This window comes from Synechococcus sp. UW106, assembly GCF_900474015.1.
GTDB lineage: Bacteria > Cyanobacteriota > Cyanobacteriia > PCC-6307 > Cyanobiaceae > Parasynechococcus.
Window position 1 is genome coordinate 113,118 of the sequence record NZ_UCNV01000012.1, and the last position, 23,216, is coordinate 136,333.

The following is a 23,216-nucleotide window of genomic DNA, read 5'->3' on the forward strand; positions in this document are numbered from 1 at the left end:
CGTCGATGTCTGAGTCGGGACCCGGAAAGAGCAGCGATCACCCCACCCTGCTGGTCCGCGATCGCGAGGGCCATGACCTGCTTTGTTTCCTGGAACATCTGATTCCCCTCGAGGGGCAGGACTACGCCTTGCTGTCACCGGTTGACACGCCGGTTTCCCTGTTTCGGCTCAATGACGATGCTGAGCCGGTGCCGATCACGGAAGTCGCCAGCAGTGAGCCGATTCTTTCGGTGGCTGATGTGGTGCTCCAGGAGCACGACCTTGTCTTGGTGCGATCGGCGATCACCCTCACGGTGAGTGGTGAATTGGATGAGCCGGATCAAGATGATCTCGATGAGCTGGAAGAGGACGACGACGTTGACGAGGACGCCGAGACCTTTGAGCTGTTGGTGAGCTTCATGGTCGAAGCGGAGGAATACGGCCTCTACATTCCGCTCGACCCGTTCCTCGTTCTGGTGCGGATGGTGGACGGCCAGGCGGTGCTGCTGAGCGACGATGAGCTGGACCGTGTTCAACCTTTGATTGAGGCGGAACTGGAGGAGCGTGAATGGCCGGATTAACGGGACAGCACTGGTTGACTCCTGATTGGGATCCACGGCTCACCATTGCCCAGCTCTCGCTGCCCCACCTCACTGCCCATGGTCTGCGGGCCGCGGTTATTGACGTTGACCGCACCCTTCTGCCCGGTCGTGATGTGACCCTGCCCGGCCCGGTCCACGACTGGTTGGTCGATGCAGGCCGCCGCATGCAATTGCACCTGTTCAGTAACAACCCCTCCCGCGATCGGATCGCCGCAGTGGCCGATCAGCTGGGGGTCAGCTTCACCTCCGGGGCTGGAAAGCCACGCCGTGGAGCACTGCGCTTCGTTGTTCGCGATCTCGCGGTGCCACCGACCGCGATCGCAATGATCGGTGACCGTCTGTTTACAGATGTGCTCTGCGGCAACCGCATGGGGCTCTACACGGTGTTGGTCCGACCCGTTCGGGATGACGGCAAGCCCTGTCGCCATGATCGTGTACAGCGGCTTGAACGCGCCTTGGCGCGCTGGATGGGGGCGCCTTCAGCATGACCCTGTGGGTCGTGAAAATCGGCACCAGCCTCCTGAGGGGTGAGACCGCTGCAACCATTGAGGGCTACGCCCGTTGCTTCGCAGCGGCCATGGCCCGTGGGGATCAAGTGGTGCTGGTCACCAGTGGTGCCGTCGGGCTGGGATGCCAGAAGCTGGCCAAGTCCAGCCGACCGGACACAGTTGTGGCCCTGCAGGCTGCTGCGGCCATCGGCCAGGGCGTGCTGATGGCTCTCTATGAACGCGCCATGGCCCGTCATGGTTGTTCGGTGGCGCAGGTGCTGCTGACCCGCTCCGATCTGGTCGATCGACGTCGTTATCAGAATGCTTCGGGCACCTTGAGGCAGTTGCTGAGCTGGGGGGTGCTGCCGGTGATCAACGAGAACGATGCCTTGTCGACGGCGGAGTTGCGTTTCGGCGATAACGACACCTTGTCGGCCTTGGTCGCCGCAGCCGTTGAAGCGCAGCAACTCATCTTGCTGACGGATGTTGATCGGCTGTACTCATCGGATCCCCGGGTCGATGCCGACGCCGAGCCGATCTCGGATGTTCGCCACCCCAGGGATTTGGACCAATTGGAACAGGGGGCTGGGGATGGTGGTCGCTGGGGCACTGGGGGCATGACGACCAAGCTGGCGGCAGCCCGAATCGCCACCGCCAGTGGCATCACGGTGCAGCTCGCCGATGGCCGCAATCCTTCCCGCTTGGAGGCCTTGCTGCAGGGGGAACGAGGTGGAACGGTGTTCCATCCCCACCCCGAACCCCTGGGCAATCGACGCAGTTGGCTGGCCCACGTGCTCCGGCCTGAGGGTGAAATCCAGCTGGATGCGGGGGCTTGCGACGCTCTGAAAAACCGTGGCGCGTCCCTGCTGCTCGTGGGTGTGACGGCGGTGCGTGGCCACTTCGCTGCCAATCAGCCTGTTCAGTTGCTTGACCCCAATGGTGTGGACGTGGGCCGTGGCCTTTGCTCGATGGACAGCGACCAGCTGCGGGCCGCCATGAACGCCGTATCTCCGGGTGAGGCTTCCCCGGTGGTGGTGCATCGCGATGTTCTGGTGTTACGCGGTCGTTAGCCACGTCTACGATCCGCGCGACTGTCGTGGCGGCCATGCGTTTCAGCACCCTGATCAAGGTTCTGCAGACCGGTGATGCAGGCTTGCGCTGGAGCCAACCCGGATTGGATCCATGGCTGGAGGGTGCCGCTTCTCTCGACCAGGCCTCGTCCTCGCAACTCAGCTTCCTGGAGAAGGGCAACGCCTTAACTGCTGCGCTTGGCGCCAGTGGAGCGGGCGCTCTCTTGCTGCCCGACCAACAGGACCTGATTGATCTTGCTTCGGAGCATGGCATTGCCTTTGCCGTCTTCGCTGACCCCCGTCTGGCCTTTGCTGAAGCCCTCGACCAGTTGCATCCCCGTCGCCGGCCGTTGGCGGAGATTCATCCCTCGGCGGTCATTGATGAACGGGCGGTGGTGGGGCCAGGTAGTGCTGTAGGGCCGCGGGTCTGCATCGGCGAGGGGAGTCGTGTCGGCTCCGATTGCATCCTTCATCCCGGGGTTGTGATCTACGACGATGTGGTGGTGGGTGATGGCTGTGAGCTGCACGCCAATGCGGTGCTGCACCCTGGGAGCCGTCTCGGAAAGAGATGCGTGGTGAATTCCAACGCCGTTGTCGGGTCCGAGGGCTTCGGCTTCGTGCCGACGGCGAAGGGATGGCGAAAAATGCCGCAGACCGGTCAGGTGGTTCTTGAGGATGGCGTTGAGGTGGGTTGTGGAAGCACCATCGACCGTCCATCGGTGGGGGAGACCCGGATTGGTGCCGGCACCAAGATCGACAACCTCGTCCAGATCGGCCACGGCGTCACGACAGGACCTGGCTGTGCCTTCGCCTCCCAGGTTGGAATTGCTGGAGGAGCCCGGATCGGTCAGGGAGTGATCCTGGCGGGCCAGGTGGGTGTCGCCAATCGAGCCGTGGTGGGCGACCGTGCCATTGCCAGCTCCAAGAGCGGCATCCACGGTGAGGTGGCCCCCGGTGAGGTGGTGAGCGGTTACCCCGCGATTCCGAATCGTCTCTGGTTGCGTTGCTCTGCCGCCTTCAGCAAGCTGCCGGAGATGGCGAAGACCTTGCGCGAGCTCAAACGCGACTCCCCTCAGTAACCTCAGCGGTCGACCTGCCGCACCGCACCGTCATGGCTCAGCACCGCGTTGTTCTTCTGCCAGGTGATGGGATCGGCCCGGAGATCACCGCTGTCGCCCGACAGCTGCTGGAGGTCGTCAGTGAGCGCCATGGCTTTGCCCTGAGCTTCGAGGAACAGCCCATCGGCGGCAGCGCCATTGATGCCACCGGTGAGCCACTTCCCGCCAGCACCCTGGACGCCTGCCGGTCAGCGGATGCTGTCTTGCTGGCAGCCATCGGCAGCCCTCGTTTCGACAGTCTTCCCCGCGAAAAGCGTCCGGAAACCGGTCTGCTCGGTTTGCGATCCGGCATGGAGCTGTTCGCCAATCTTCGCCCGGTCAAAATTGTTCCGGCCCTCATTGATGCCAGCAGCCTCAAGCGGGAGGTGATTGAGGGTGTGGATCTGATGGTGGTGCGTGAACTCACTGGTGGGATTTACTTCGGTCAGCCCAAGGGACGCATCGAGACCGAGGGAGAAGAGCGTGGCTTCAACACCATGACCTATTCCGCCTCGGAAGTGGATCGGATCGCAAAGGTGGCCTTTGAGATCGCCCAGGAGCGGCGTGGACGGCTGTGCTCGGTGGACAAGGCGAACGTTCTCGACGTGAGCCAGCTCTGGCGTGATCGTGTGGATGCCCTGGCGCCCGCTTACGCCAGTGTTGATGTGAGCCACATTTACGTGGACAACGCAGCGATGCAGTTAGTGCGTGATCCCCGTCAGTTCGATGTGCTGCTCACGGGAAACCTCTTCGGCGACATTCTCAGCGACGAGGCGGCGATGCTCACCGGCTCGATCGGCATGCTGCCTTCGGCCTCCCTCGGCAGCGCAGGGCCTGGACTGTTTGAGCCTGTGCACGGTTCGGCCCCGGATATCGCTGGTCAGGACAAGGCCAATCCGATGGCCATGGTGCTCTCGGCGGCGATGATGCTGCGCACTGGTTTGAAGCAGAGTGCTGCTGCCGATGATCTCGAAGCCGCTGTTGATGCCGTTCTGGCCGGCGGATTCCGTACCGGTGATTTGATGGCAGAAGGCTGCACACAACTGGGTTGTCGCGCAATGGGTGAGGAATTGCTCAAAGCTCTTTGAACTTCGGATTGGTGTAATTGGGCCCTGATCTGGCAAGATCGCCGGGCCTCTAGTCCCCGCGTCGATGTCGAAGCGTCATCCGGTTGTCGCTGTTACCGGTTCTTCCGGAGCTGGAACCAGCACCGTCAAGCGCGCCTTCGAGCACATCTTTGCGAGGGAGGGCATTACCCCTGCAGTGGTGGAAGGCGACAGCTACCACCGCTACGAGCGGATGCCCATGAAAAAGGCCATGGCGGATGCCCTGGCCAAGGGTGAAAACTTCTCTCATTTCGGCCCTGAGGCCAACTTGTTCGACAAGCTTGAGGAGCTATTCCGCACCTATGGCGAGACCGGTGCCGGTCAGAAGCGGTACTACCTCCACAGCCCCGAAGAAGCTGCCGAACACAACGCCCGTCTCGGCGTCAACCTTGAGCCGGGTCAGTTCACGCCTTGGGAAGACATCCCCTCAGGCACTGATGTGTTGTTCTACGAAGGCCTTCACGGTGGCGTGAAGGGAGAGGGATACGACGTCTCGGCCCTGGCTGATCTGCTGGTGGGTGTTGTGCCGATCACCAACCTCGAGTGGATTCAGAAGATCCATCGTGACAATGCTGAGCGCGGCTATTCCGCTGAAGCGATCGTTGACACGATCCTGCGCCGGATGCCGGATTACATCAACCACATCTGCCCCCAGTTCAGTCAGACCGACATCAACTTCCAGAGGGTTCCCACGGTCGACACCTCCAACCCCTTCATCTGCCGGAATATCCCGACGCCTGATGAAAGCTTCGTGATCATTCACTTCCGCAAGGGTGCTCGCGAGAAGTGGGGAATCGACTTCGGCTATCTGCTGAGCATGATCCACGATTCCTTCATGTCCAGCCCCACCAGCATCGTGGTGAACGGCGGCAAGATGGGCTTTGCAATGGAACTGATTCTCACTCCGATCATTCACCGCATGATCGAGGAGAAGAAGAAGGTCAGCTGATCGCTTCTCGATACAACATTCATCTCTACAATGAGTCCATCTGAGTGATCAGGTGGGCTCTATTTCTTTGTCAACGCCCTCCTTCGAAATTCGTGGAGCTTCGGGTGTGCCGTCGGCTCCACGCTGGGATCGCATTGACAGCCGTTCGCTGATTGCTCAAGCCCGTCGGGTCTACTTCGCTTATCTCTCCAATACGCCTGCGGGGCATGAGCCTCTTGGGGTTGTTGTTGATGCGCAGCAGCCCGACGGTCGGGTGGTCTTCGAGACGCCCGTCCTGCTGCCGGATGAAGAGTTCATCGCGATCGATCTGATCCGTGGCCGCACGAGCCGTGGCCGGACCCGATGGAAGGGTTGATCTTGCTTTGGATCGCTCTGCTTGGCGCCTGCGTCGGCAGCTTCACCAACGTGGTGGTGTGGCGCTTGCCCCGTCAGGAATCGGTGGTGTTTCCTGGCAGCCACTGCCCCAAATGTGGCCATTCCATCCGCTGGTATGACAATCTCCCGGTGCTCGGTTGGCTTCTGCTGAGAGGGCGCTGTCGCGACTGTCATGCCCGGATTAGCTGGCGCTATCCAGCGGTGGAGGCCCTGAGTGCCGGCTTGTGGATGACAGCTGTATTGGTGTGGCCTGGTGCTGGTGCCGGGCTCCCCGATCTCTGGCTCCCCTGGGCTGGTCTGCCTCTGATCGCCCTGCTGCTGCCTCTGGTGTTGATCGATCTGGACCACCTTTGGTTGCCGGAGCCCCTGTGTCGCTGGGGTGTGGTGCTGGGGTTGTTCGTCAGCAGCGTTGCTGGGGTCTCCGTTCTTGCAACCCATCTGATCGCAGCTGTACTGGCATTGCTGCTGTTGGAAGGTCTCAGTGCCCTGGCCGAACGGCTTTTGGGCCAACCTGCGCTGGGCCTGGGTGATGCCAAGTTGGCTGCGCTGGGTGGGGCATGGCTGGGACTTGGGGGTATCGCAGCCGCGATGGCCATTGCGATTGCGGCGGGTGCCGCTGTTGGGGGTGCAGCTCGTTTGAGTGGGCATCTTGGCCCTAGGGAACCCTTCCCCTTCGGTCCGTTTATTGCTCTCGGCATCTGGTTGGTCTGGCTGACGGGCCCGCTGTGGTGGTGGAGCGAATGGGTGATGCTGCTGGGTGGCTGAACCGATCAGGGCTCAAGCTCCCGCGCTACTTCCCTGGGAATCAAAGGCTCGGCCTGCTTTCACATTGGCCAGCAGCGTTCCATCGAGGAATTGTTGATCCAGAAGAATCAGCGCTGCGCTGTTCGAATCGGCCAGGCGCAACCGTTTGATCACAAAACGAGCTTCTGATTCTTCCTGTAGTTGTTCTTCGATAAACCAATCCAGCATGGCTGTCGCGGTGCGATCTCCTTGCTTCTCTGAGAGGTTGTAGATGTCGTTGATCGAGCGTGTGACGTCTTTCTCCATGCTGTAAACCATGTCGAAGAGTGCTTCAACGGAATCCCAATCCCTTTGCGGTGACTTAATCGTCGGCAATTGGACCTCGCAATCACTGTCCACCAGATACGAGATCAGCTTGGAGGCATGTCCACGCTCTTCAACGCTTTTGTTCAGCATGTAGCTGGAAAAACCGATCAGATCTTTTTCCCGCAGCCAGATCGACATGGCCAGGTAAGTGTGGCTGGCTTGGAATTCAAGGGATAAGTGGGTATTGATGGCAGCTGTGTGGGAGCTCATGCCTGACGTTGCTCAATCTCGTTATCGGCAGGCTAAAGACAGCATCTGTCGGGTTCAAAAACGAAAAAACATTGCCCCAGAACATGGATCACGTTCTGAGGCCGCAGAGCGTGGTTCGTTCTGCTGTGAGCCATCTGGAAGGTCTTCCCCCGGGCAGCTTTTAATGGAGAGAGCTGACAGCCCTGTGTGTCTCTGTTCGATTGGTTTGCTGATCGCCGCAAGGGTCAGTTCGTTGCCAACGTCAAGCAGGAACCCGATGAAGGCGATGGTCTGTGGAGCAAATGTCCTGAGTGCGGTCAGGTCGTCTATCTCAAAGACCTGAAGCTGAATGCAAGTGTTTGCGCTAACTGCGGCTACCACCACCGGATCGACAGTGCTGAACGCATTGCACTGATTGCCGATCCCGACAGCTTCCAGGTGCTGAATGCTGATTTGGCACCGGTGGATCCACTGGGATTCAAAGACCGGCGCGCCTATGCCGACCGACTGCGGGAAAGTCAGGCCTCGACTGGGCTGCGGGATGGCGTGGTGACGGGGCTGTGCCGGGTTGAAGGCATCCCCATGGGGTTGGCGGCGATGGATTTTCGCTTCATGGGTGGCTCGATGGGCTCCGTGGTCGGGGAAAAAATCACCCGTCTGATCGAGGAGTCCACAGCCCGAAAGCTGCCGCTTTTGATCGTCTGTGCGTCCGGTGGTGCCCGGATGCAGGAGGGGATGCTTAGCCTGATGCAGATGGCGAAGATTTCCGGAGCACTGGAACGCCACCGCGAAGCCGAGCTGCTCTACATGCCCTTGCTCACCCACCCCACCACCGGGGGGGTGACGGCCAGTTTCGCCATGTTGGGAGACTTGATCCTTGCGGAGCCGAAAGCGCTGATTGGCTTTGCTGGTCGTCGCGTGATTGAGCAGACCTTGCGCGAGAAGTTGCCTGACAATTTTCAGACGGCTGAATATCTGCAGGAGCACGGGTTCGTGGACACGATCGTTCCACGCACCCAGCTGCGCTCCACCCTGGCCAATCTGCTGCGCTTGCATGGCTGCAAACCGATGGAGCTCACCAGCGCATGATCAGGTTCGGACTTGCCCTAATTCTGGGTTTGATCTGCTGGGCTGCACCCGTCTTGGCCGCTCCTGTCGAATGGATCGAGGTTCCATCCACCGACGCTGGCCAGCAGTGGTGGGATCGCGGCAGTGTCCGCATCGATCGGGATGGATTCCGAACGGTGCTGAGCCGCTTCACACCAGCGGCAACTGACGATGGCAACCAGCCTGCTGGGGAGCTTTATGTGATGCAACTGGACTGTGCGCAAGGTCTCTTTCGCGACAAGCAGGTGAATGGTTTGCCGCGGTTTCGTGCCCAATGGCAGCCTGCCGGCGACGACGGGTTAATCACCTCTGTGATTGAGGCTGTCTGCACCGAACCCCTCTCCAGCTGAGATGCCTCCACAACCCATTGGTGTTGCTATTGCCGGTCTCGGCTTTGGTGAGAAGGTGCACCTGCCGGCGCTTGCCGCAGCTCCCGATCTGAAGGCGGTCGCCCTCTGGCACCCACGTCAGGAGCGGCTGGATGCCGCCACCGCCGCGCATGGGCTGAAGGGGTACAGCGACTGGGACGCTCTGCTTGCGGATCCTGCAATCGAAGGCGTTGTGATTGCCACACCGCCTGCACCGCGCTTCGAGTTGGCTCGTCGAGCCCTTGAGGCGGGTAAGCATCTTCTGTTGGAGAAGCCCATCTCCTTGCATGCCGATCAAGCCCGGGAGCTTCAGCGGCTCGCGATGGCAGGGGCTCTATCGGTTGGTGTTGATTACGAATATCGAGCCGTCCCCTTGTTCATGCAGGCGGATCGTCTGCTTCGGGCCGGTGCTGTTGGTACTCCCTGGCTGGTCAAACTCGACTGGTTGATGGGCAGCCGTTCCGATCCCCGGCGCAGCTGGAATTGGTATTCCCAGGCCGATCAAGGCGGCGGTGTGATTGGCGCTTTGGGAACCCATGCCTTCGACATGCTCGCCTGGTTGGTTGGTCCCCTGGGGTCTGTTCAAGCCTTGAACAGCGTGTCGATTGCTCAGAGACCTCATCCCAATGGGGGCTTGGCCTCTGTTGATGCACCGGATGTGTCATTGATTCAGGCCAATCTGCAATGGCAAGGCCGACCGGACGTGACGGTGCCAGCCCAGGTCAGCTTGAGTTCGGTCTCCCGCTGCGGACGTGGGTACTGCCTCGACATCACTGGATCAGACGGATCCCTGGTGCTCAGCAGCAGCAATCAGAAAGACTATGTGCACGGATTCGAACTTCAGCACGCACCGTTGGGTGAGGGCCTAAGAGAGGTACCTCTAGATGCGGACCTCGCGTTTAAACAAACCTGGAGTGATGGTCGGATTGCGCCCGTTGCCAGAGTGTTGGGTTGGTGGGCTGAAAGCATTCGCAGCGGCAATCCGATGATTCCTGGCTTGGCTGAAGGAGTGGTGAGCCGCGACGCATGCGATCGGGTTGAAGTATCGCTTTCTCACACTTGATCGCTTCAAATGATGCAATCTCTTGGCCTAATTTATAGACCTGCACTTATCTCACGTGTGTTTGTTCATCAGTTCAGATTGAAAAATTGATGTTGCTAGAACCGACTCGACGGTTCTCGTGGATTACACCTTGGAACTGATGGCTACAGCGCAAGCCCTTGCCGCTCCAGGGAAGGAGATCTTGGCTGTTGATGAATCCAGCCAAGATGCTTGATAAGCGTCTTGGTCCCATCGGTGAGGGCCTGGACAGTTAGCAAGCCTGTGCAAGGGTTTTGTCGCCACGATGATCTGGCCAGCAAACCGCTTGATTGCAATCCTGTATCAACGGAGACGCCTTGTCGTGTCTTTGAAAATGTCTCGCATTTTTTTAATCGCTTTAATAAGTAAATAGCTCTTTGATCAATGCTTAGAAAAGTAACTTGCATTGCTGCCCTTCTCCTGATGGCGGCATGCTCCTCTGGATCGGTCGGCGAGGATTCATCCAAGGAAAAACATGATGTGAAAACCAGTGAGGTTGAAGCCTATGAGCAAAATGACACCACCCTTTCTGGAGAACAGAACAACAAAGATTTCGTCAACAAAGTTGAGGGTAAAGATCTCGCCAGTGCCCTCAGGGATGGTGGTTATGTCATCTACATCCGTCATGCCAAAACCACGAAGGACTGGGGCGATCAGGTCAGTCCTGAGCTGAATCTTTTGGATTGCACCACGCAGAGAAGCTTGAGTGATGAAGGCAAGGCTGATGCTAAAAGAATTGGTGAAGGCATCAAGGCTGCAGGTATTCCTGTAGGAGATGTCATCTCAAGTGATTACTGCCGTGCGTACAACACAGCTGAGTTGGCTTTCGGCAGCTACACCAAGAACTCAAATCTGAATTTCTTGCCTTGTGTTGAGTGCACTCCTGAGGATTACAAAGAGTATGCGAAGCGCGTTGCTCCCTTGATGTCCGCGAAGCCTGAAGCCGGGGAAAATACATTCCTCGTTGGACATGATGACCCTTTCCAGGGTGTGACGATGTCGATTGTTCCAACCAATGGAATTTATCCCGCACCCATGGGCGTCGCATACGTTGCAAAGCCTCTCGGTGATGGCAGCTTCGAATTAGTTGCCAAAATTCTGCCCAATCAGTGGCAGGCCCTCTCTCAGCTGTGAATCGGTCTGCTCAAGATTGAGGCTTGGTTCGAAAAAAGGCTGGCTCTTTTCAGAGTCAGCCTTTTTTGTTGAAGATGAGCATTGAACGACGCGACCCAAAAGGGTGAGGTCACCAGCAACGATGCGCATCGGAAGCCTGAAATCGCACAACCCATGCACACAAATGATCCAATCTCGCACGCCCTCAAAAAAACAAAAAATACAAATAGCTCGTAGCAAATATTACTCAAATGCGTAATGAGAGAGGCCAGGTTCTCCTTCGAGGCCCCGAGACTCCCTCAATTCCGATAAGTCAAATGGCACTGTCTGATTATTCCTCCGAACTGATTGCAACCGCACAATCCCTCGCCTCACCTGGCAAAGGAATTCTTGCTGTTGATGAGTCCACCAAGACCATCGGCAAGCGTCTTGGCTCCATCGGAGTGGAGAACACCGAAGCCAATCGACAGGCCTATCGGGGGATGCTCTTCACCACAGCGGGGCTCGGAGATTTCATCAGCGGAGCCATTCTTTACGAAGAGACTCTCTTCCAAAACCATGCTGACGGCGAGTCCATGGTGAACAAGCTGGGCAAGCTCGGAATTATTCCCGGCATAAAAGTCGATATGGGCCTGAGGCCTCTGGGTGGTGCCAACGCCGTAGAGACGCTCTGCACTGGTCTTGATGGGTTGGTCGAGCGTGCTGCTGACTATTACGCCCAGGGCGCTCGCTTCGCCAAGTGGCGTGCTGTGCTGCAAATCACGGCAGATGGCTGCCCTTCAGCCCTCTCTGTTCGCGAGAATGCTTGGGGTTTGGCCCGCTATGCCCGCTCGGTTCAGGAATCCGGCCTTGTTCCCATCGTGGAGCCCGAAATCCTGATGGATGGCAACCACATCATCGAAACCACCGCTCGAATTCAGGAACACGTCATTCAGGAGGTGTATCACGCTTGCTACGCCAACGGTGTCTTGCTTGAAGGAACCCTGCTGAAGCCCTCGATGACGGTTCAGGGCGCGGACTGCCCAGACAAGGCAGACCCTGCAAAAGTCGCGGCCATGACGGTGCGAACCCTCGAGCGCAGTGTCCCTGCCAGTGTTCCCGGCATTGTGTTCCTGTCCGGAGGCTTGAGTGAGGAAGCTGCTTCGGTGTACTTGAACCACATGAACAGCATTGAGCGCAAGGCCAAGTGGAACCTCGGTTTCTCCTATGGCCGTGCTCTCCAGCACTCTTGCCTCAAAGGTTGGGCTGGTACTAACACCGAAGCTGGCCAGAAAGCACTGTTGGCAAGGGCCCAAGCCAACTCTGAAGCCTCACTCGGCAAATACGTGGCTGGCTCTCAGCCTTCGTCGGATGAACAGTTGTTTGTCGCCGGTTACACCTACTGATACTGAATCGAATTTCACCAAGCCCTGTCGTTTGTTTGGATGGGCTTGGTGACAATTTGAACACAAATAGGTAAAGTCTTCGCCCGGCGGAGTCTTTCCGTCAAGGTTCCGTATCAGATTTTTCCTATGGCGCTCGTTCCGCTTCGGCTTTTGCTCGACCATGCCGCCGAAAACGGCTATGGCATCCCTGCGTTCAACGTGAACAATCTCGAGCAGGTCCAGGCCATCATGGAAGCGGCTGACGAGACCGACAGCCCCGTGATCCTCCAGGCGTCCCGCGGTGCCCGCAGCTACGCCGGCGAAATTTTCCTTCGTCACCTGATCCTGGCCGCGACCGAGACCTATCCCCACATCCCTGTGGTGATGCACCAGGACCACGGCAACGCTCCTGACACCTGCTATTCCGCTGCCATCAACGGTTTCACCTCCGTGATGATGGACGGTTCCCTGGAAGCCGACGCCAAGACTCCCGCCAGCTACGACTACAACGTCAACGTCACCAAGCAAGTTGTTGACTTCGCCCACTCCGTCGGTGTGAGCGTTGAGGGCGAGCTGGGTTGTCTGGGCTCCCTGGAAACAGGTAAGGGTGAAGCCGAAGACGGCCACGGTTTCGAGGGAGAGCTGTCCAAAGACATGCTGCTCACCGATCCTGCTGAGGCAGCTGACTTTGTCGCTAAGACCAAGTGTGATGCTCTGGCTATCGCCATCGGTACCAGCCACGGCGCTTACAAGTTCACCCGCAAGCCCACGGGTGAAGTGCTGGCCATCAGCCGCATCGCTGAGATCCACAAAGCCATCCCCAACACCCACTTGGTGATGCATGGCTCCTCCTCCGTTCCTCAGGAATGGCTGGAGATGATCAACAAGCACGGTGGTTCCATCCCCGAGACCTACGGCGTTCCCGTCGAAGAGATCCAGGAGGGCATCCGCAATGGTGTTCGCAAGGTGAACATCGACACCGACAACCGTCTGGCCTTCACCGCCGCTGTGCGTGAGGCAGCCATGGCTGACCCTGCCAACTTTGATCCCCGCCACTTCAACAAGCCGGCTCGGAAGTACATGAAGCAGGTCTGCCTCGACCGCTACCAGCAGTTCTGGGCTGCCGGCAATGCCAGCAAGATCCAGCAGCAGAGCATCACCCACTTCGCCGGCTTGTACGCCAAGGGTGCTCTCGATCCCAAGGCTGCTGTCGCCGCCTGATTCAGAGATCAATCTCCAGCAGGGGCCCTTCGGGGCCCCTTTTTTGTGGATGATTGATGCCAGAGCTCATGGAATCTGGACTTCCAAGTCCAATCGATTGTTGTTCTTACGGTTCTCCGCTTCGATCACAATCTCCTCAGGATCTGCGATCACTGTGATCAGCTGCTTGCCACTTGGGAGGGATAACGACAAGGTGAATTCCTCAGCGTCACCTGCACTTAACCAGGGGATCCTGATGTAACGACGACTGCTGTAGCGGTCATTAATCACAACGGCCACGCCAACGTCGCTCACGTCCATTTCCCCTTCATTCACAACACGAAAACGAAGCATTCCGTTCTCGAAGCTCAAGTCCTCAATGGCCATATCGCTTCCAAGGGCACTGAGGGTCTGGAGTGGATACAGCCAAAGGCGATCCAATTGTTTGAGTCTGGTTGAAGCATGTTCATGGTGAAGATGTCCTCCATAGGCCAGATCAGTGCTGCATCCATGTAGATGCAAGTGGGCTCCTGGCTGAGGAACGGTGACGCGCCCCAGCTCCGGTTCGGTGTCAAAAAAGCCACAGCAATCCCACTGCATCGCGCGTCCCAGATAGCGGATTGGATCGTTGGTTTTCTCTGTAGGTTGCGGCGCCAGTCGGTAGTGCTGAAGCATGTCGTAGATGCTTTGACCTGCGGTTGATGATCCCGCTTCACTTGCGGCGACCTTCATGTTGCGCCGCTGCTGACCCATGCAGAGCTTGGAGGCCACGGTGATCACGAGTTCATGCCAGTGGGTCAACATCCGCACTCCGTAGATGGGAGCCGACTCAAGGGTTCCGGAGCGTTGTCCCTGGGCGATTGCTTCTGCCACCAGTCTTTGCAGAGGCGCTTCCTCCGTGGGGCCTAGCGATTCAATCGCTACAGGGCGACGCAGGGTGGAAGCATCCCTTGTGAAGCACACATAGGGGAAGTGACCACTCCCATCGCCAGAAGAGAGTTTGATGATGCTGCCGTCGTGGGCAACGCAACGCCATATGGCTGATGTCGATGCGCTGTCCTGCAGAAAGGTCAGCTCTCCGTTGTCAATGCTGGTCGTGGTCCCAAGCCCAAGCACGTCGCCTTGCAGGGGAATCTTCTCCAGCGGCAAATGTTCGCGGACATCACCCTGGATCAGATCGGACACCGTGTTCGCGATGGTGAGGTCGGCCACGAGGGTTAGATGCTTTGGTCCATCGCTAGCGGCAAAGCCACCGAAGGACCAGCGTTTTGCCAACAGATCAGGGAATCAGGCTGAGAAGGCCCCGCTGGCCATCCAGTTGTGCTTGTGATCCCAGAGGTAAAGCCTCGTTGGGGCGACCATGGCCCACCGGCAGATTGAGCACTAGGGGAATACCGAGATCGCCCAGGCGTTCCTCAAGGATCTCCTCCATGGTGAAATCACCGGGGAGGATGTCGTCTTTTGCCCAGCTGAAGCGACCGCAGGCCACCCCCGCCAAGTGCTGCAAAAGGCCAGCGCTGCGCCATTGGGTCAGCATTCGGTCCACCCGGTAAGGCGCTTCTCCAACGTCTTCCAGCACCAAAATGGCCCCCTTCAGGGAGGGAAGCCAGCGCGTTCCGATCAGATGGGTCGCCACGGTCAGATTCGTGACAACCAAGGGGCCGCGAGCGATCCCGCGCCGTCTTGGTTCTCCCTGCAGAGGTTCCACCGGACGTCCACGGAGCAGATCCACCGTCCGTTGCCACTGCGCATCTGTGCCGCCGCTGGATCCATGGATGCCCCCAGGCAGGCCGGCGGCCCATTGGGCCAGCAGCAGGGAGCTGGTGTCAGAGAACCCAAGGCTCCATTTTGGATGTTGTGGAAAGCGGAATCCGGCTTCGAGCACGCGGGCGGCCCCCCAGCCACCTCCAACGGTCAGCACAGCATCAACTGTTGGATCATTCCAAGCAGCGGTCAGATCGCTGCTCCGCTCCCGGTCGGTTCCGGAGAAATAGCGCCATTGACGGGTGACTGCTGCTGGGATCTCCAGATGCCAGTGCTGTTCATCACAGCGCTCGAGCAAGAGTTTCAGATCGGTGTCTGGATCCATCCATGTGCCGGGGTTCACGGCACGGATGCGTGCTCCAGGTTTCAGCGGTGCCAACCTCCGCTGGGCGCTCATGGCCCGGGGGGAGAGCAGGGCCGTGACGACAGTGGATGCAATGGTGGATGCCCCTGAGATCAGCAGCGTCCGGCGGCTCTGCATCAGCCCAGCAGGGCTTCCAGCATGCGTCGGCCGTCGGTTCCTCCAGTTGCAGGATCACAGGCCCGTTCCGGGTGGGGCATCAAGCCCAAAACGTTGCCGCTGGGGTTGGTGATGCCGGCGATGTCTGCGACTGATCCATTGGGATTGTTGCCGTAGCTGAGGGCAATGGCGTCTTCGTCCTGAAGCTGTTTCAACGTGTCATCACTGCACTGATAACGGCCTTCCCCGTGGGCGATCGGCAAGGTCAGCGTTCCGCCCCCGTCGCTGTACCCCTGCATCCAGGCCGAGCGCTGACTCACAACCTTGAGGGGCGTGTCCTCACAGATGAAGTGCAGATCCCGGTTTCTGGTCAGTGCTCCGGGCAGCAGCCCCAGTTCCGTCAGTACCTGGAATCCGTTGCAGATCCCGAGCACGCGACCGCCCCGGGCTGCAAAGTCAATCAGCGATTGCAGGGCTGGTGCGAAGCGTGCAATGGCACCGCAACGCAGATAGTCGCCGTAACTGAACCCTCCAGGCAGAACGATGGCGTCAAAGCTGCTCAGGTCGGTCTCTTCATGCCAGACCCGGCGTGTGCTCAAGCCCAGGCATCCCTCCGTTGCCCATTGCACGTCCCGATCACAGTTCGAGCCGGGAAAAACGATGACCCCGATGCTCATGAGTGGTTCAGCTCCAGAGTCCAGTCCTCGATCACTGGGTTGGCCAGCAGTCGATCACTGAGCAATTCCAACTTGCGGCGTGCCTCCGCTTCATCGGGGGCCTCTATCTCCATCTCAACGGCTTTTCCGATCCGCAATTTGCTGAGGCCTTCCACCCCAAGACGTTCAGCGGCACCACGCGCGGCTTCTCCGGCTGGATCGAGCACAGAGGGGCGCAGACGCACAAGGACGCGGGCTTGAAAACGCGGCACGATCAGCAACTGGTCTGATCGAATCCTGACAGACACCAAACCCTGAAGAGATCTGGTGACCCCCAGGTGCGTGACTGTCGCCCGTTCGCATGGTGAGGAGGAGTCCTTTCGCCAGCGTGCTGCCCAGCGAGTGTCTGTGTTTCACATCAAGCTCTGGACAGCTGCTCTACTGATGATCGGTAGTTCAGTAGGCGGCACGTCCGTTGCAGCGGCATCGATGCGCTGCCGGATCGGACAGCAGGCCTGGAGTCCATGCCGCATGGTCGCCGCGAGTCCTGGACAGCGCTGGGTGTTGACCTGGGATCAGCAGCGCGTCGAATTCGTCCATGACGGAACTGGTCAGATGATGATGCGGGTCGGTCAGAACCAGGCGTGGCTGCAGGTGCAACCCTCCTGGACGGCGGATCGCAGTCTCTGTTGGGGCGCTGTCTGCGCCCATGGGGCCATCCCTCTGGAATGAATCATGGTGATAGACCTGTGGAGAGGGCAGATTCCCGATGGCTGTTTTTTCTCTCCCCTGTTCCAGCTGCGGAACACCTGTTGAGATTCCAGGCCGTTACGGCTTCAAGTTGAAAAATGCAGGGATTTCCAACACGGTCTGCACCAGCTGTCGTCAGGGATCATTTCTGGCGTCGCGGCGCGACAACATCTCCCAGCAGATCACTCTCGGAACAAGTGCGGATCAGCGTCGCTTGATTCCTTTTACGGCTGCTGTGGCTGCGTTGGCCTTGTTGATTGGTGGTGTTGTCTGGCGTTCGGCAGCCCCGACCCATCAAGACGCTTTGCCAGTGAGTGAATCTCCCTCTAAGTAGAGCGTCTGGCTTGGGAAGGCAAATTCAATGCCTGCTCGGGCAAAAGCATCCATGATTGCGAGGTTGATCGCTTGCTGATCATTTAATGCAACGGTGAAATCTCGGGTGTCGATGTAATAAACAAGCTCAAAATTCAGACTTGAATCAGCAAATTCGGTGAAGTGACAGCGATTGAATGTGCTGTGCTCCTGAGAATCGATGATGGTTTGAATCATGGTTGGGATGGCCTTCATCTGGTCGACAGTTGTGTCGTAGGTGACGCCAATCGAATAGATCATGCGGCGTTGCACCATTTCGGCGAAATTAAGGATGGTTGAGCCTGTGAGGGTTGAGTTGCTCATCACCACTTGTTCGCCACGCAGGCTTCGCAGATGTGTGGAGCGAACACCGATTCTTTCCACTGTTGCTGACGTTGAGCCCACCGAGATGAATTGACCAACGGTGAATGGCTTATCCAGAAGAATCATCAAGTAGGCAAACAATTCCTGGGCCGGCTCTTTCAAGGCCAAGCCAATGCCGATACCGCCGGCGCTTAACAAGCCCCAGATCACGGTCATCTTTACACCGAGGCTCTGGAGCAGCACCAGGGTGCCGATGCCCCAGATCACTGCTCTTAGTAGTGGGAGAAGGCTTTGAAGCAAATGCTCAAGATCTTCTGCACCCGAACGTCGGGCGACCCCCGCCAGAAAGCGTGCGCCGACACGATTTACAAACCTGATCAGAACGATTGTTCCAACAATTCTTAGTGCTGTGTCGTAGGCACGTTCAACGTTGATGGGCAGGCCAAGTTCTTTTTGCGTGAGGATCAGGACGACGACAATTCCGAACGGAATGATTGAATCCGCAAGGGCAATAAGGACAAAGTCGTCGAAGTTGGTTTTGCTTCTCTTGGTGAAGCGAGGAAAGATTTTCCTGCACAGAAAGGACAGGACCAGGGTGGCAGCGATGCCGATCGGGATTTTCACCAAAAGCTCACCAAGACCCATGCCTTCCGCCGTTGTTAAGGCTGAATTGTGGAGTGCCTGGTGGGCGCTGGCAAGAACCTCTTCGCTCAACGGCGGCGAAGCACCAGAGTCAGGTTGTTGGCGGGCATGGGCACTACGTCGTCGATTTTCAAACCAGCGCTGGCGGCAAGAGACGTGACCAAGCTCACCTCTCTCAACCCCCACTGGCTGTTCCGCTCCCTTAGCGATCTGTCGAAGGCGGCATTGCTCGCGCTCGTGTGGGCGCCATTGCGCATGAAGGGGCCGTAGATGATCAGTGGGGCGCCGCTGGGCAGCAGCACGGCAGATTCTTCGAGCACCGCATTGGTGCAGTTGGCTGGACTGATGTGCAGCAGGTTGATGCAAACAACAGCGTTCAGTGACGCTCTAATGGTTTGGGGGAGGGGCCAGGGTCGTTCCTCAACATCAAGATTGAGGGCTGCTGGCATGACATTGCTCAGGCCTTGGTGGCGGATCCAGGCGTCGATGCTGGCGCGATGGTCTGGATCCGGATCGCTGGCCTGCCAGAGCAGATTCGTAAACCGTTGCTGAAAGCAGACGGCATGTTCTCCACTACCACTGGCCAGCTCCAGCACAGCTCCTGTAGCGGGCAGCAGCTGGCTCAGCAGATCCCCGATGGGTCTGCGATTGCGTTCCGTTGCCGGAAAAAAAAGCCGTTGGTCCATCGTTATTCCTGACAGGGGACTGCGTCTTGGCTGCAGTGCAGGCGCAGCTCAGCCAGCCAGGCTTCCAGCGCTGCAAGGACATCCGGTTGCAGCCGGTAGTAGATCCAGCGGCCGCTCTGCCGATCGGTCAGCAGTCCTGCTTCGCGAAGCACCTTGAGGTGAAAGGAGAGTTTGGACTGGGGGAGATTGAGATCCCCCGTTAAATCACAGACGCAGCGTTCGCCTTGCGCCAGTGCATGAATCACCTTGAGGCGGATGGGGTCGGCCAGTGCTTTGAGGATCTGTCTGGATTGGTCGGTGCTGAGGGTGTTCTGCATCACAAGAGCCGCACCGCCCGATCTGCTTGGATCAACATAATTTGATTGATCATTGGGGGCTGGCATGCGCATCGGCATCAACGGGTTCGGGCGGATCGGTCGTCTGGTGTTCCGGGCCCTTTCGGGCCGGCCCGGCATTGAACTGGTGCATGTCAATGATCCCGCTGGTGATGCTGCAACGGCGGCCCACCTGCTGGAGTTCGATTCCGTGCATGGTCGCTGGGATCGGGCAATCACCAGCAGCGCTGATCGATTCAGTGTGGAGGGATCCGAGCTCACCTGGTCCAGTGAAAACGATCCCACCGCCGTGCCCTGGATCGATCGGGGTGTGGAGATGGTGCTAGAGGCCAGTGGCACGATCAAAACGCCGGAAACCCTCAATCCTTATTTCGAGCAGGTGGGTCTGAAGCGAGTGGTGGTGGCCTGTCCGGTGAAGGGTGTTGTTGCCGGTGAGGAGGCGCTCAACATTGTTTATGGCATTAACCATCAGCTGTATGAGCCGGCGCGGCACAAACTGGTGACCGCTGCCTCCTGCACGACCAACTGTCTGGCGCCTGTGGTGAAGGTGGTGCACGAGAACTTCGGCGTTAAGCACGGACTGATCACCACCATTCACGACATCACCAACACCCAGGTGCCGATCGACTCCTTCAAAAGCGATCTGCGTCGGGCGCGCTCCGGACTCACCTCGCTGATCCCCACCACCACCGGGTCAGCCAAGGCGATCGCCATGATTTTCCCCGAGCTGAAGGGCAAGCTCAATGGTCATGCCGTCCGCGTTCCCCTGCTGAATGGATCACTCACCGATGCGGTGTTCGAACTCCAGCAGAGCGTCACGGTGGAGCAGGTGAATGCTGCTTTCAAGGCTGCTGCGGCTGGGCCGCTGCAGGGAATCCTTGGCTATGAGGAGCGCCCCTTGGTGTCCTGCGACTACACCAACGACAACCGCAGCTCGATCGTCGATGCCCTGTCGACGATGGTGGTGGATGGCACCCAGCTGAAGGTGTTGGCCTGGTACGACAACGAATGGGGCTACAGCTGCCGAATGGCTGATCTGGTCTTTCATCTGGTGGGGCTCGAGGCATGAAGCTCTCGCCGCTGCAGCAGTACGGCATCGTCACCGCCAACTACTGGGCCTTCACCCTCACCGATGGCGCCCTGCGGATGTTGGTGGTGTTCCATTTCCATCAGCTCGGCTTCACCACCCTCGAGATCGCTGCTCTGTTCCTCTTTTACGAGTTTTTCGGGGTGGTCACCAACCTTTATGGCGGTTGGATCGGTGCCCGCTACGGGCTTCGGCTCACCCTTTGGATGGGCACGTTGCTGCAGATCCTTTCACTGTTGATGCTGATCCCTGTCGCAGCTGGGTGGCCGAAGCTGCTGAGTGTGATCTACGTGATGGCCGCTCAGGCCATCAGCGGCATCGCCAAAGATCTCAACAAGATGAGTGCCAAAAGTGCCATCAAGACGGTGGTGCCAGAAACACCGGATGATCAGCAGCAGGGGCAGAAGCAGCTGTTCAAGTGGGTTGCGATCCTCACGGGCTCCAAGAACGCCCTGAAGGGTGTGGGTTTCTTTCTCGGTGGGGTGCTGCTCACCGCCTTTGGCTTCAACGCCGCCGTGGGCTGGATGGCCGCGGGCCTTGCCCTCGCCTTCCTGCTGACCCTGGTGCTGCCGGGGGAGATCGGAAAGATGAAGTCAAAACCAGCGTTTGCAGCCCTGTTCTCCAAATCCCAGGGCATCAATGTGCTGTCTCTGGCGCGCTTCTTTCTGTTCGGTGCCCGAGATGTCTGGTTCGTAGTGGCCTTACCGGTGTTTCTGGAGGCTTCCTTGGGGTGGAGCTTCTGGGAGATCGGTGGCTTTCTTGGCCTTTGGGTGATCGTTTACGGCATCGTCCAGGGAACAGCTCCTGGTCTACGAAAACTCTGGGGTCAGACCGCTCCGCCTGGCGTGTCCGCCGTGCAGTTCTGGAGTGCGCTTTTGACGGCGATCCCGGCTCTGATTGCTGTTGCGCTTTGGCGAGAGGTTGATGTGGCGGTTGCTATCACCGCCGGCCTTGCCGCCTTCGGGGTGGTGTTCGCCATGAATTCGTCCATCCACTCCTACATGGTGCTGGCCTACACCGATGCGGAGAGTGTCAGCCTCAACGTGGGCTTTTATTACATGGCCAATGCTGCCGGGCGCTTGGTGGGAACCATGCTCTCTGGAGCGGTGTTCATGCTCGGGAAGACGGAGTTCGCTGGCATGCAGGCCTGCCTCTGGGCATCGTCACTGCTGGTGTTGTTGTCATGGTTCAGCAGCCTCAGACTGCCGGCTATTCGAAATGTCCCAGGATGAAGAGGATTGCTGCAGCACTGTTGATGGCTTTGGCTCTGCCGCTTTCGAGTCGCGCAGAGTTGCAGCCGGTTCGGGTGTTGAGCATCAGCAACGCACAGCAGCTGCTGGTTGAGTTGGATGGTCAGGGGAGAGCGGTTCGGCTGGCTTGTCTCCAGGCTCCGCGACGGAGTCAGACGCCATGGTCAACACGTGCATCGGTGGCCATCAATGCCTTGGTGAAGGTTGGAGACCAAGCTTTGTTTGAGCTCCGCTCACGCGATGTGTACGGACGCCTGGTGGGACGCCTCCTGATCGATGGGGAGGATCTCGGTGCTGCCTTGATTCGTCAAGGTGCGGTTGTTGCCTGGGATGGCTTCCTTGGACGTTGTGATGATCTTGATTATTCCGTTCTTGAAACGGAGGCGGCCTCTGCAGAGCTTGGGGTCTGGTCAGCGCAACCTCCGCTCGAGCGTCCTTGGGATGTGATGGAACGGGAAGGTGGTGGTGAACCCTGAATTTCTGCTGAATATCGCTGCATTGGTAGGGATTTTGACACCCGAGTGCCGGGATTTTCTGCTGAATGGAATTATTCGCTTCCGATCTGATGCGCGATGAGCCTGGCAGCCCTGATTGTCGTTTGGTGATCGACGCCAAGCGATCCCTGGAAGATGTGCTGCGTTTGATCGCTGATCTGCCCCACACCGATCACATGCGGCGGCAGCTGCTGTCGGTGTACAACCAGTTGGAGGGCATGCACGACTTAAAACGGAGTGGTGGTGCCAATGTGTCGTTTCGCTCTGCCGATTGGAGCTCTTCGGCGAAGTGATGCTGTTTCGGCCGCTGCTGATCAGACTTTGAGCCACTGATTCCGTTCAGTGGTTTGGGGGGTCGCTTTTTTCTGTGTTCTGGCGATCGGCAGTTGTCATTGGCTGGTCAGTTTGGTCGTCTCGCGTCCAGAGCAGCATCAGCAACGCTGGGCGTCGGTTGGAGGTGGGGCTGGCTTGGCCTATGTGTTTCTCCATCTGCTGCCGGAGTTGGCAACGGGGGGATCTGAACTTTCGGACGCTCGGGGGCTGATCGATTACGTGCCGACACCTCTGGTGGAGGCTTTGCTGTTCCTGGTTGCCCTCTTGGGCGTCCTGGTGGTTTTCAGTCTGAACGTGGTGATGAAGCAAAGGGAAGATGCACCTCCTTTTGCGGTGTGGATGCAGCTCTTCAGCTTTGCGGCGATCAACTATCTCTATGCCTATTCCCTGCCATCACTCATCACAACCGGGATTGGTTATGGCGTCTTGTTCACTGTTGCGATCAGCGCCCATGTTCTGTTGACAGACCGCTACGCCGCGGCGCACCATCCTCAGCGATTTCGCCGTCGGAATCGTTGGATTGGAAGCGCCGCCCTTGTGGTGGGGCTTCTGCACGCCTTGGTGTTTCATCCGCTGGATGCGCTCACCCTTGCCATGGCGACGGCATTCCTGGGAGGAGGGCTTTTGATGGCGGTGTTTCGCGATGAATTGCCTGACGCTCGGCAGGCTCGCCTTCCCTGGCTCTTGGTGGGATGTGGCGGCATGGGAGGGCTGCTGCTGCTCCAACTCCTTCGCCATGGCCATTAATGCGCGTCACCGATAAGGTCAGGTGTCGCCTTCGCTTCCCTTAGAGATGTTTGAAAACGACCGCCGTCCCGCTTGGCTGAACTGGGTATTTCTCGGGATGTTTCTCTGGTCGTCTTGGCAGCTCTTTGGCTTTTGGTCC

At 58.5% G+C, this 23,216-nt stretch carries 29 protein-coding genes; 21 read left to right on the forward strand and 8 right to left on the reverse strand.

Annotated features, from left to right (window positions below):
* Nucleotides 1-5: 5 nt before the first annotated feature.
* From DXY30_RS12975 to DXY30_RS13010, 8 genes are all read left to right on the forward strand, one after another.
* On the forward strand, nucleotides 6-560 hold the full coding sequence (locus tag DXY30_RS12975) for a DUF3727 domain-containing protein (RefSeq protein ID WP_115025245.1): 555 nt from the start codon (nucleotides 6-8) through the stop codon (nucleotides 558-560).
* On the forward strand, nucleotides 548-1,069 hold the full coding sequence (locus DXY30_RS12980; protein ID WP_115095314.1) for a YqeG family HAD IIIA-type phosphatase: 522 nt from the start codon (nucleotides 548-550) through the stop codon (nucleotides 1,067-1,069). The genes DXY30_RS12975 and DXY30_RS12980 overlap by 13 nt, the downstream gene beginning before the upstream one ends.
* Entirely contained in the window at nucleotides 1,066-2,139 is a 1,074-nt protein-coding gene (gene proB / locus DXY30_RS12985; RefSeq protein WP_115095315.1) for a glutamate 5-kinase, read from the forward strand. Before DXY30_RS12980 ends, proB begins: the two co-directional genes overlap by 4 nt.
* Before the next feature lie 35 nt (nucleotides 2,140-2,174).
* A complete protein-coding gene (lpxD, locus tag DXY30_RS12990; protein ID WP_115095316.1) occupies nucleotides 2,175-3,218 on the forward strand; it encodes a UDP-3-O-(3-hydroxymyristoyl)glucosamine N-acyltransferase in 1,044 nt (347 codons plus the stop codon).
* A 32-nt stretch (nucleotides 3,219-3,250) separates the two neighbouring features.
* Nucleotides 3,251-4,324 carry a 3-isopropylmalate dehydrogenase gene (gene leuB, locus DXY30_RS12995; RefSeq protein ID WP_115095317.1) on the forward strand — a complete coding sequence of 358 codons (1,074 nt, stop codon included), beginning with the start codon at nucleotides 3,251-3,253 and terminating at the stop codon, nucleotides 4,322-4,324.
* A 64-nt stretch (nucleotides 4,325-4,388) separates the two neighbouring features.
* A complete protein-coding gene (locus tag DXY30_RS13000; protein ID WP_115025240.1) occupies nucleotides 4,389-5,291 on the forward strand; it encodes a phosphoribulokinase in 903 nt (300 codons plus the stop codon).
* A gap of 67 nt (nucleotides 5,292-5,358) precedes the next feature.
* Nucleotides 5,359-5,646, forward strand: a complete 288-nt coding sequence (locus tag DXY30_RS13005) for a hypothetical protein (RefSeq protein WP_115095318.1) — start codon at nucleotides 5,359-5,361, stop codon at nucleotides 5,644-5,646.
* A complete protein-coding gene (locus DXY30_RS13010) occupies nucleotides 5,634-6,431 on the forward strand; it encodes an A24 family peptidase (RefSeq protein WP_115095319.1) in 798 nt (265 codons plus the stop codon). Before DXY30_RS13005 ends, DXY30_RS13010 begins: the two co-directional genes overlap by 13 nt.
* A gap of 12 nt (nucleotides 6,432-6,443) precedes the next feature.
* Here DXY30_RS13010 and DXY30_RS13015 read toward each other — a convergent pair whose 3' ends face one another.
* Nucleotides 6,444-6,986 carry a ferritin gene (locus tag DXY30_RS13015; RefSeq protein ID WP_115095320.1) on the reverse strand — a complete coding sequence of 181 codons (543 nt, stop codon included), beginning with the start codon at nucleotides 6,984-6,986 and terminating at the stop codon, nucleotides 6,444-6,446.
* Nucleotides 6,987-7,172: 186 nt separating this feature from the next.
* On the opposite strand from DXY30_RS13015, the gene accD reads away from it, so the two are divergent.
* From accD to fba, 6 genes are all read left to right on the forward strand, one after another.
* Nucleotides 7,173-8,054: an acetyl-CoA carboxylase, carboxyltransferase subunit beta gene (gene accD, locus DXY30_RS13020; protein WP_115025236.1), complete on the forward strand. Its 882-nt coding sequence runs from the start codon at nucleotides 7,173-7,175 to the stop codon at nucleotides 8,052-8,054.
* Nucleotides 8,051-8,422: a hypothetical protein gene (locus tag DXY30_RS13025; protein WP_115025235.1), complete on the forward strand. Its 372-nt coding sequence runs from the start codon at nucleotides 8,051-8,053 to the stop codon at nucleotides 8,420-8,422. The genes accD and DXY30_RS13025 overlap by 4 nt, the downstream gene beginning before the upstream one ends.
* Nucleotide 8,423: 1 nt before the next feature.
* Nucleotides 8,424-9,503, forward strand: coding sequence for a Gfo/Idh/MocA family protein (locus tag DXY30_RS13030; RefSeq protein WP_115095321.1), 1,080 nt, complete (start codon nucleotides 8,424-8,426; stop codon nucleotides 9,501-9,503).
* A gap of 402 nt (nucleotides 9,504-9,905) precedes the next feature.
* The gene (locus DXY30_RS13040) at nucleotides 9,906-10,655 is read left to right on the forward strand and encodes a histidine phosphatase family protein (protein ID WP_305791157.1); all 750 of its coding nucleotides are present in this window, start codon (nucleotides 9,906-9,908) and stop codon (nucleotides 10,653-10,655) included.
* 296 nt (nucleotides 10,656-10,951) lie between these two features.
* Nucleotides 10,952-12,019, forward strand: a complete 1,068-nt coding sequence (locus tag DXY30_RS13045) for a class I fructose-bisphosphate aldolase (protein WP_115095324.1) — start codon at nucleotides 10,952-10,954, stop codon at nucleotides 12,017-12,019.
* Nucleotides 12,020-12,145: 126 nt separating this feature from the next.
* Nucleotides 12,146-13,219 carry a class II fructose-bisphosphate aldolase gene (fba, locus tag DXY30_RS13050; protein WP_115025231.1) on the forward strand — a complete coding sequence of 358 codons (1,074 nt, stop codon included), beginning with the start codon at nucleotides 12,146-12,148 and terminating at the stop codon, nucleotides 13,217-13,219.
* A 66-nt stretch (nucleotides 13,220-13,285) separates the two neighbouring features.
* Here the strand turns inward: fba and DXY30_RS13055 are convergent, their stop codons facing one another.
* From DXY30_RS13055 to purS, 4 genes are read right to left on the reverse strand one after another with little or no spacing between them, the layout of a single operon-like run.
* Nucleotides 13,286-14,473: a CARDB domain-containing protein gene (locus DXY30_RS13055; protein WP_244281413.1), complete on the reverse strand. Its 1,188-nt coding sequence runs from the start codon at nucleotides 14,471-14,473 to the stop codon at nucleotides 13,286-13,288.
* Between the two features lie 4 nt (nucleotides 14,474-14,477).
* A complete protein-coding gene (locus DXY30_RS13060) occupies nucleotides 14,478-15,443 on the reverse strand; it encodes an LD-carboxypeptidase (RefSeq protein WP_115095325.1) in 966 nt (321 codons plus the stop codon).
* Nucleotides 15,443-16,099, reverse strand: coding sequence for a phosphoribosylformylglycinamidine synthase subunit PurQ (purQ, locus tag DXY30_RS13065; RefSeq protein ID WP_115095326.1), 657 nt, complete (start codon nucleotides 16,097-16,099; stop codon nucleotides 15,443-15,445). Before purQ ends, DXY30_RS13060 begins: the two co-directional genes overlap by 1 nt.
* Entirely contained in the window at nucleotides 16,096-16,350 is a 255-nt protein-coding gene (gene purS / locus DXY30_RS13070) for a phosphoribosylformylglycinamidine synthase subunit PurS (RefSeq protein ID WP_115095360.1), read from the reverse strand. Before purS ends, purQ begins: the two co-directional genes overlap by 4 nt.
* A 55-nt stretch (nucleotides 16,351-16,405) precedes the next feature.
* Between purS and DXY30_RS13075 the strand changes: the two genes are divergently transcribed.
* Both DXY30_RS13075 and DXY30_RS13080 read left to right on the forward strand, forming a co-directional pair.
* The gene (locus DXY30_RS13075; protein WP_244281414.1) at nucleotides 16,406-16,810 is read left to right on the forward strand and encodes a hypothetical protein; all 405 of its coding nucleotides are present in this window, start codon (nucleotides 16,406-16,408) and stop codon (nucleotides 16,808-16,810) included.
* Nucleotides 16,811-16,847: 37 nt separating this feature from the next.
* Nucleotides 16,848-17,162, forward strand: coding sequence for a Tat pathway signal protein (locus DXY30_RS13080; RefSeq protein WP_115095327.1), 315 nt, complete (start codon nucleotides 16,848-16,850; stop codon nucleotides 17,160-17,162).
* Here DXY30_RS13080 and DXY30_RS13085 read toward each other — a convergent pair.
* From DXY30_RS13085 to DXY30_RS13095, 3 genes are read right to left on the reverse strand one after another with little or no spacing between them, the layout of a single operon-like run.
* Nucleotides 17,123-18,217: a mechanosensitive ion channel family protein gene (locus DXY30_RS13085; RefSeq protein ID WP_371638812.1), complete on the reverse strand. Its 1,095-nt coding sequence runs from the start codon at nucleotides 18,215-18,217 to the stop codon at nucleotides 17,123-17,125. The two genes, DXY30_RS13080 and DXY30_RS13085, sit on opposite strands and share 40 nt — an antisense overlap.
* Nucleotides 18,214-18,831 (reverse strand): DUF938 domain-containing protein, encoded by a 618-nt coding sequence (locus DXY30_RS13090; protein ID WP_115095328.1) that lies wholly within the window; start codon nucleotides 18,829-18,831, stop codon nucleotides 18,214-18,216. Before DXY30_RS13090 ends, DXY30_RS13085 begins: the two co-directional genes overlap by 4 nt.
* A 2-nt stretch (nucleotides 18,832-18,833) precedes the next feature.
* Nucleotides 18,834-19,148: a helix-turn-helix transcriptional regulator gene (locus DXY30_RS13095; RefSeq protein WP_115095363.1), complete on the reverse strand. Its 315-nt coding sequence runs from the start codon at nucleotides 19,146-19,148 to the stop codon at nucleotides 18,834-18,836.
* A 64-nt stretch (nucleotides 19,149-19,212) separates the two neighbouring features.
* On the opposite strand from DXY30_RS13095, the gene DXY30_RS13100 reads away from it, so the two are divergent.
* The 5 genes from DXY30_RS13100 to DXY30_RS13120 all read left to right on the forward strand — a co-directional run bounded on the left by DXY30_RS13100 (nucleotide 19,213) and on the right by DXY30_RS13120 (nucleotide 23,077).
* Nucleotides 19,213-20,235, forward strand: coding sequence for an ArsJ-associated glyceraldehyde-3-phosphate dehydrogenase (locus DXY30_RS13100; RefSeq protein WP_115095329.1), 1,023 nt, complete (start codon nucleotides 19,213-19,215; stop codon nucleotides 20,233-20,235).
* Nucleotides 20,232-21,485 (forward strand): organoarsenical effux MFS transporter ArsJ, encoded by a 1,254-nt coding sequence (gene arsJ / locus DXY30_RS13105; RefSeq protein ID WP_115095330.1) that lies wholly within the window; start codon nucleotides 20,232-20,234, stop codon nucleotides 21,483-21,485. Before DXY30_RS13100 ends, arsJ begins: the two co-directional genes overlap by 4 nt.
* Entirely contained in the window at nucleotides 21,482-21,979 is a 498-nt protein-coding gene (locus DXY30_RS13110; RefSeq protein WP_115095331.1) for a thermonuclease family protein, read from the forward strand. Before arsJ ends, DXY30_RS13110 begins: the two co-directional genes overlap by 4 nt.
* A gap of 89 nt (nucleotides 21,980-22,068) precedes the next feature.
* Nucleotides 22,069-22,290 carry a hypothetical protein gene (locus DXY30_RS13115; RefSeq protein WP_041435027.1) on the forward strand — a complete coding sequence of 74 codons (222 nt, stop codon included), beginning with the start codon at nucleotides 22,069-22,071 and terminating at the stop codon, nucleotides 22,288-22,290.
* Between the two features lie 112 nt (nucleotides 22,291-22,402).
* Complete coding sequence (locus DXY30_RS13120; protein ID WP_244281415.1) at nucleotides 22,403-23,077, forward strand: hypothetical protein; 675 nt, start codon at nucleotides 22,403-22,405, stop codon at nucleotides 23,075-23,077.
* Nucleotides 23,078-23,216 lie beyond the last annotated feature (139 nt).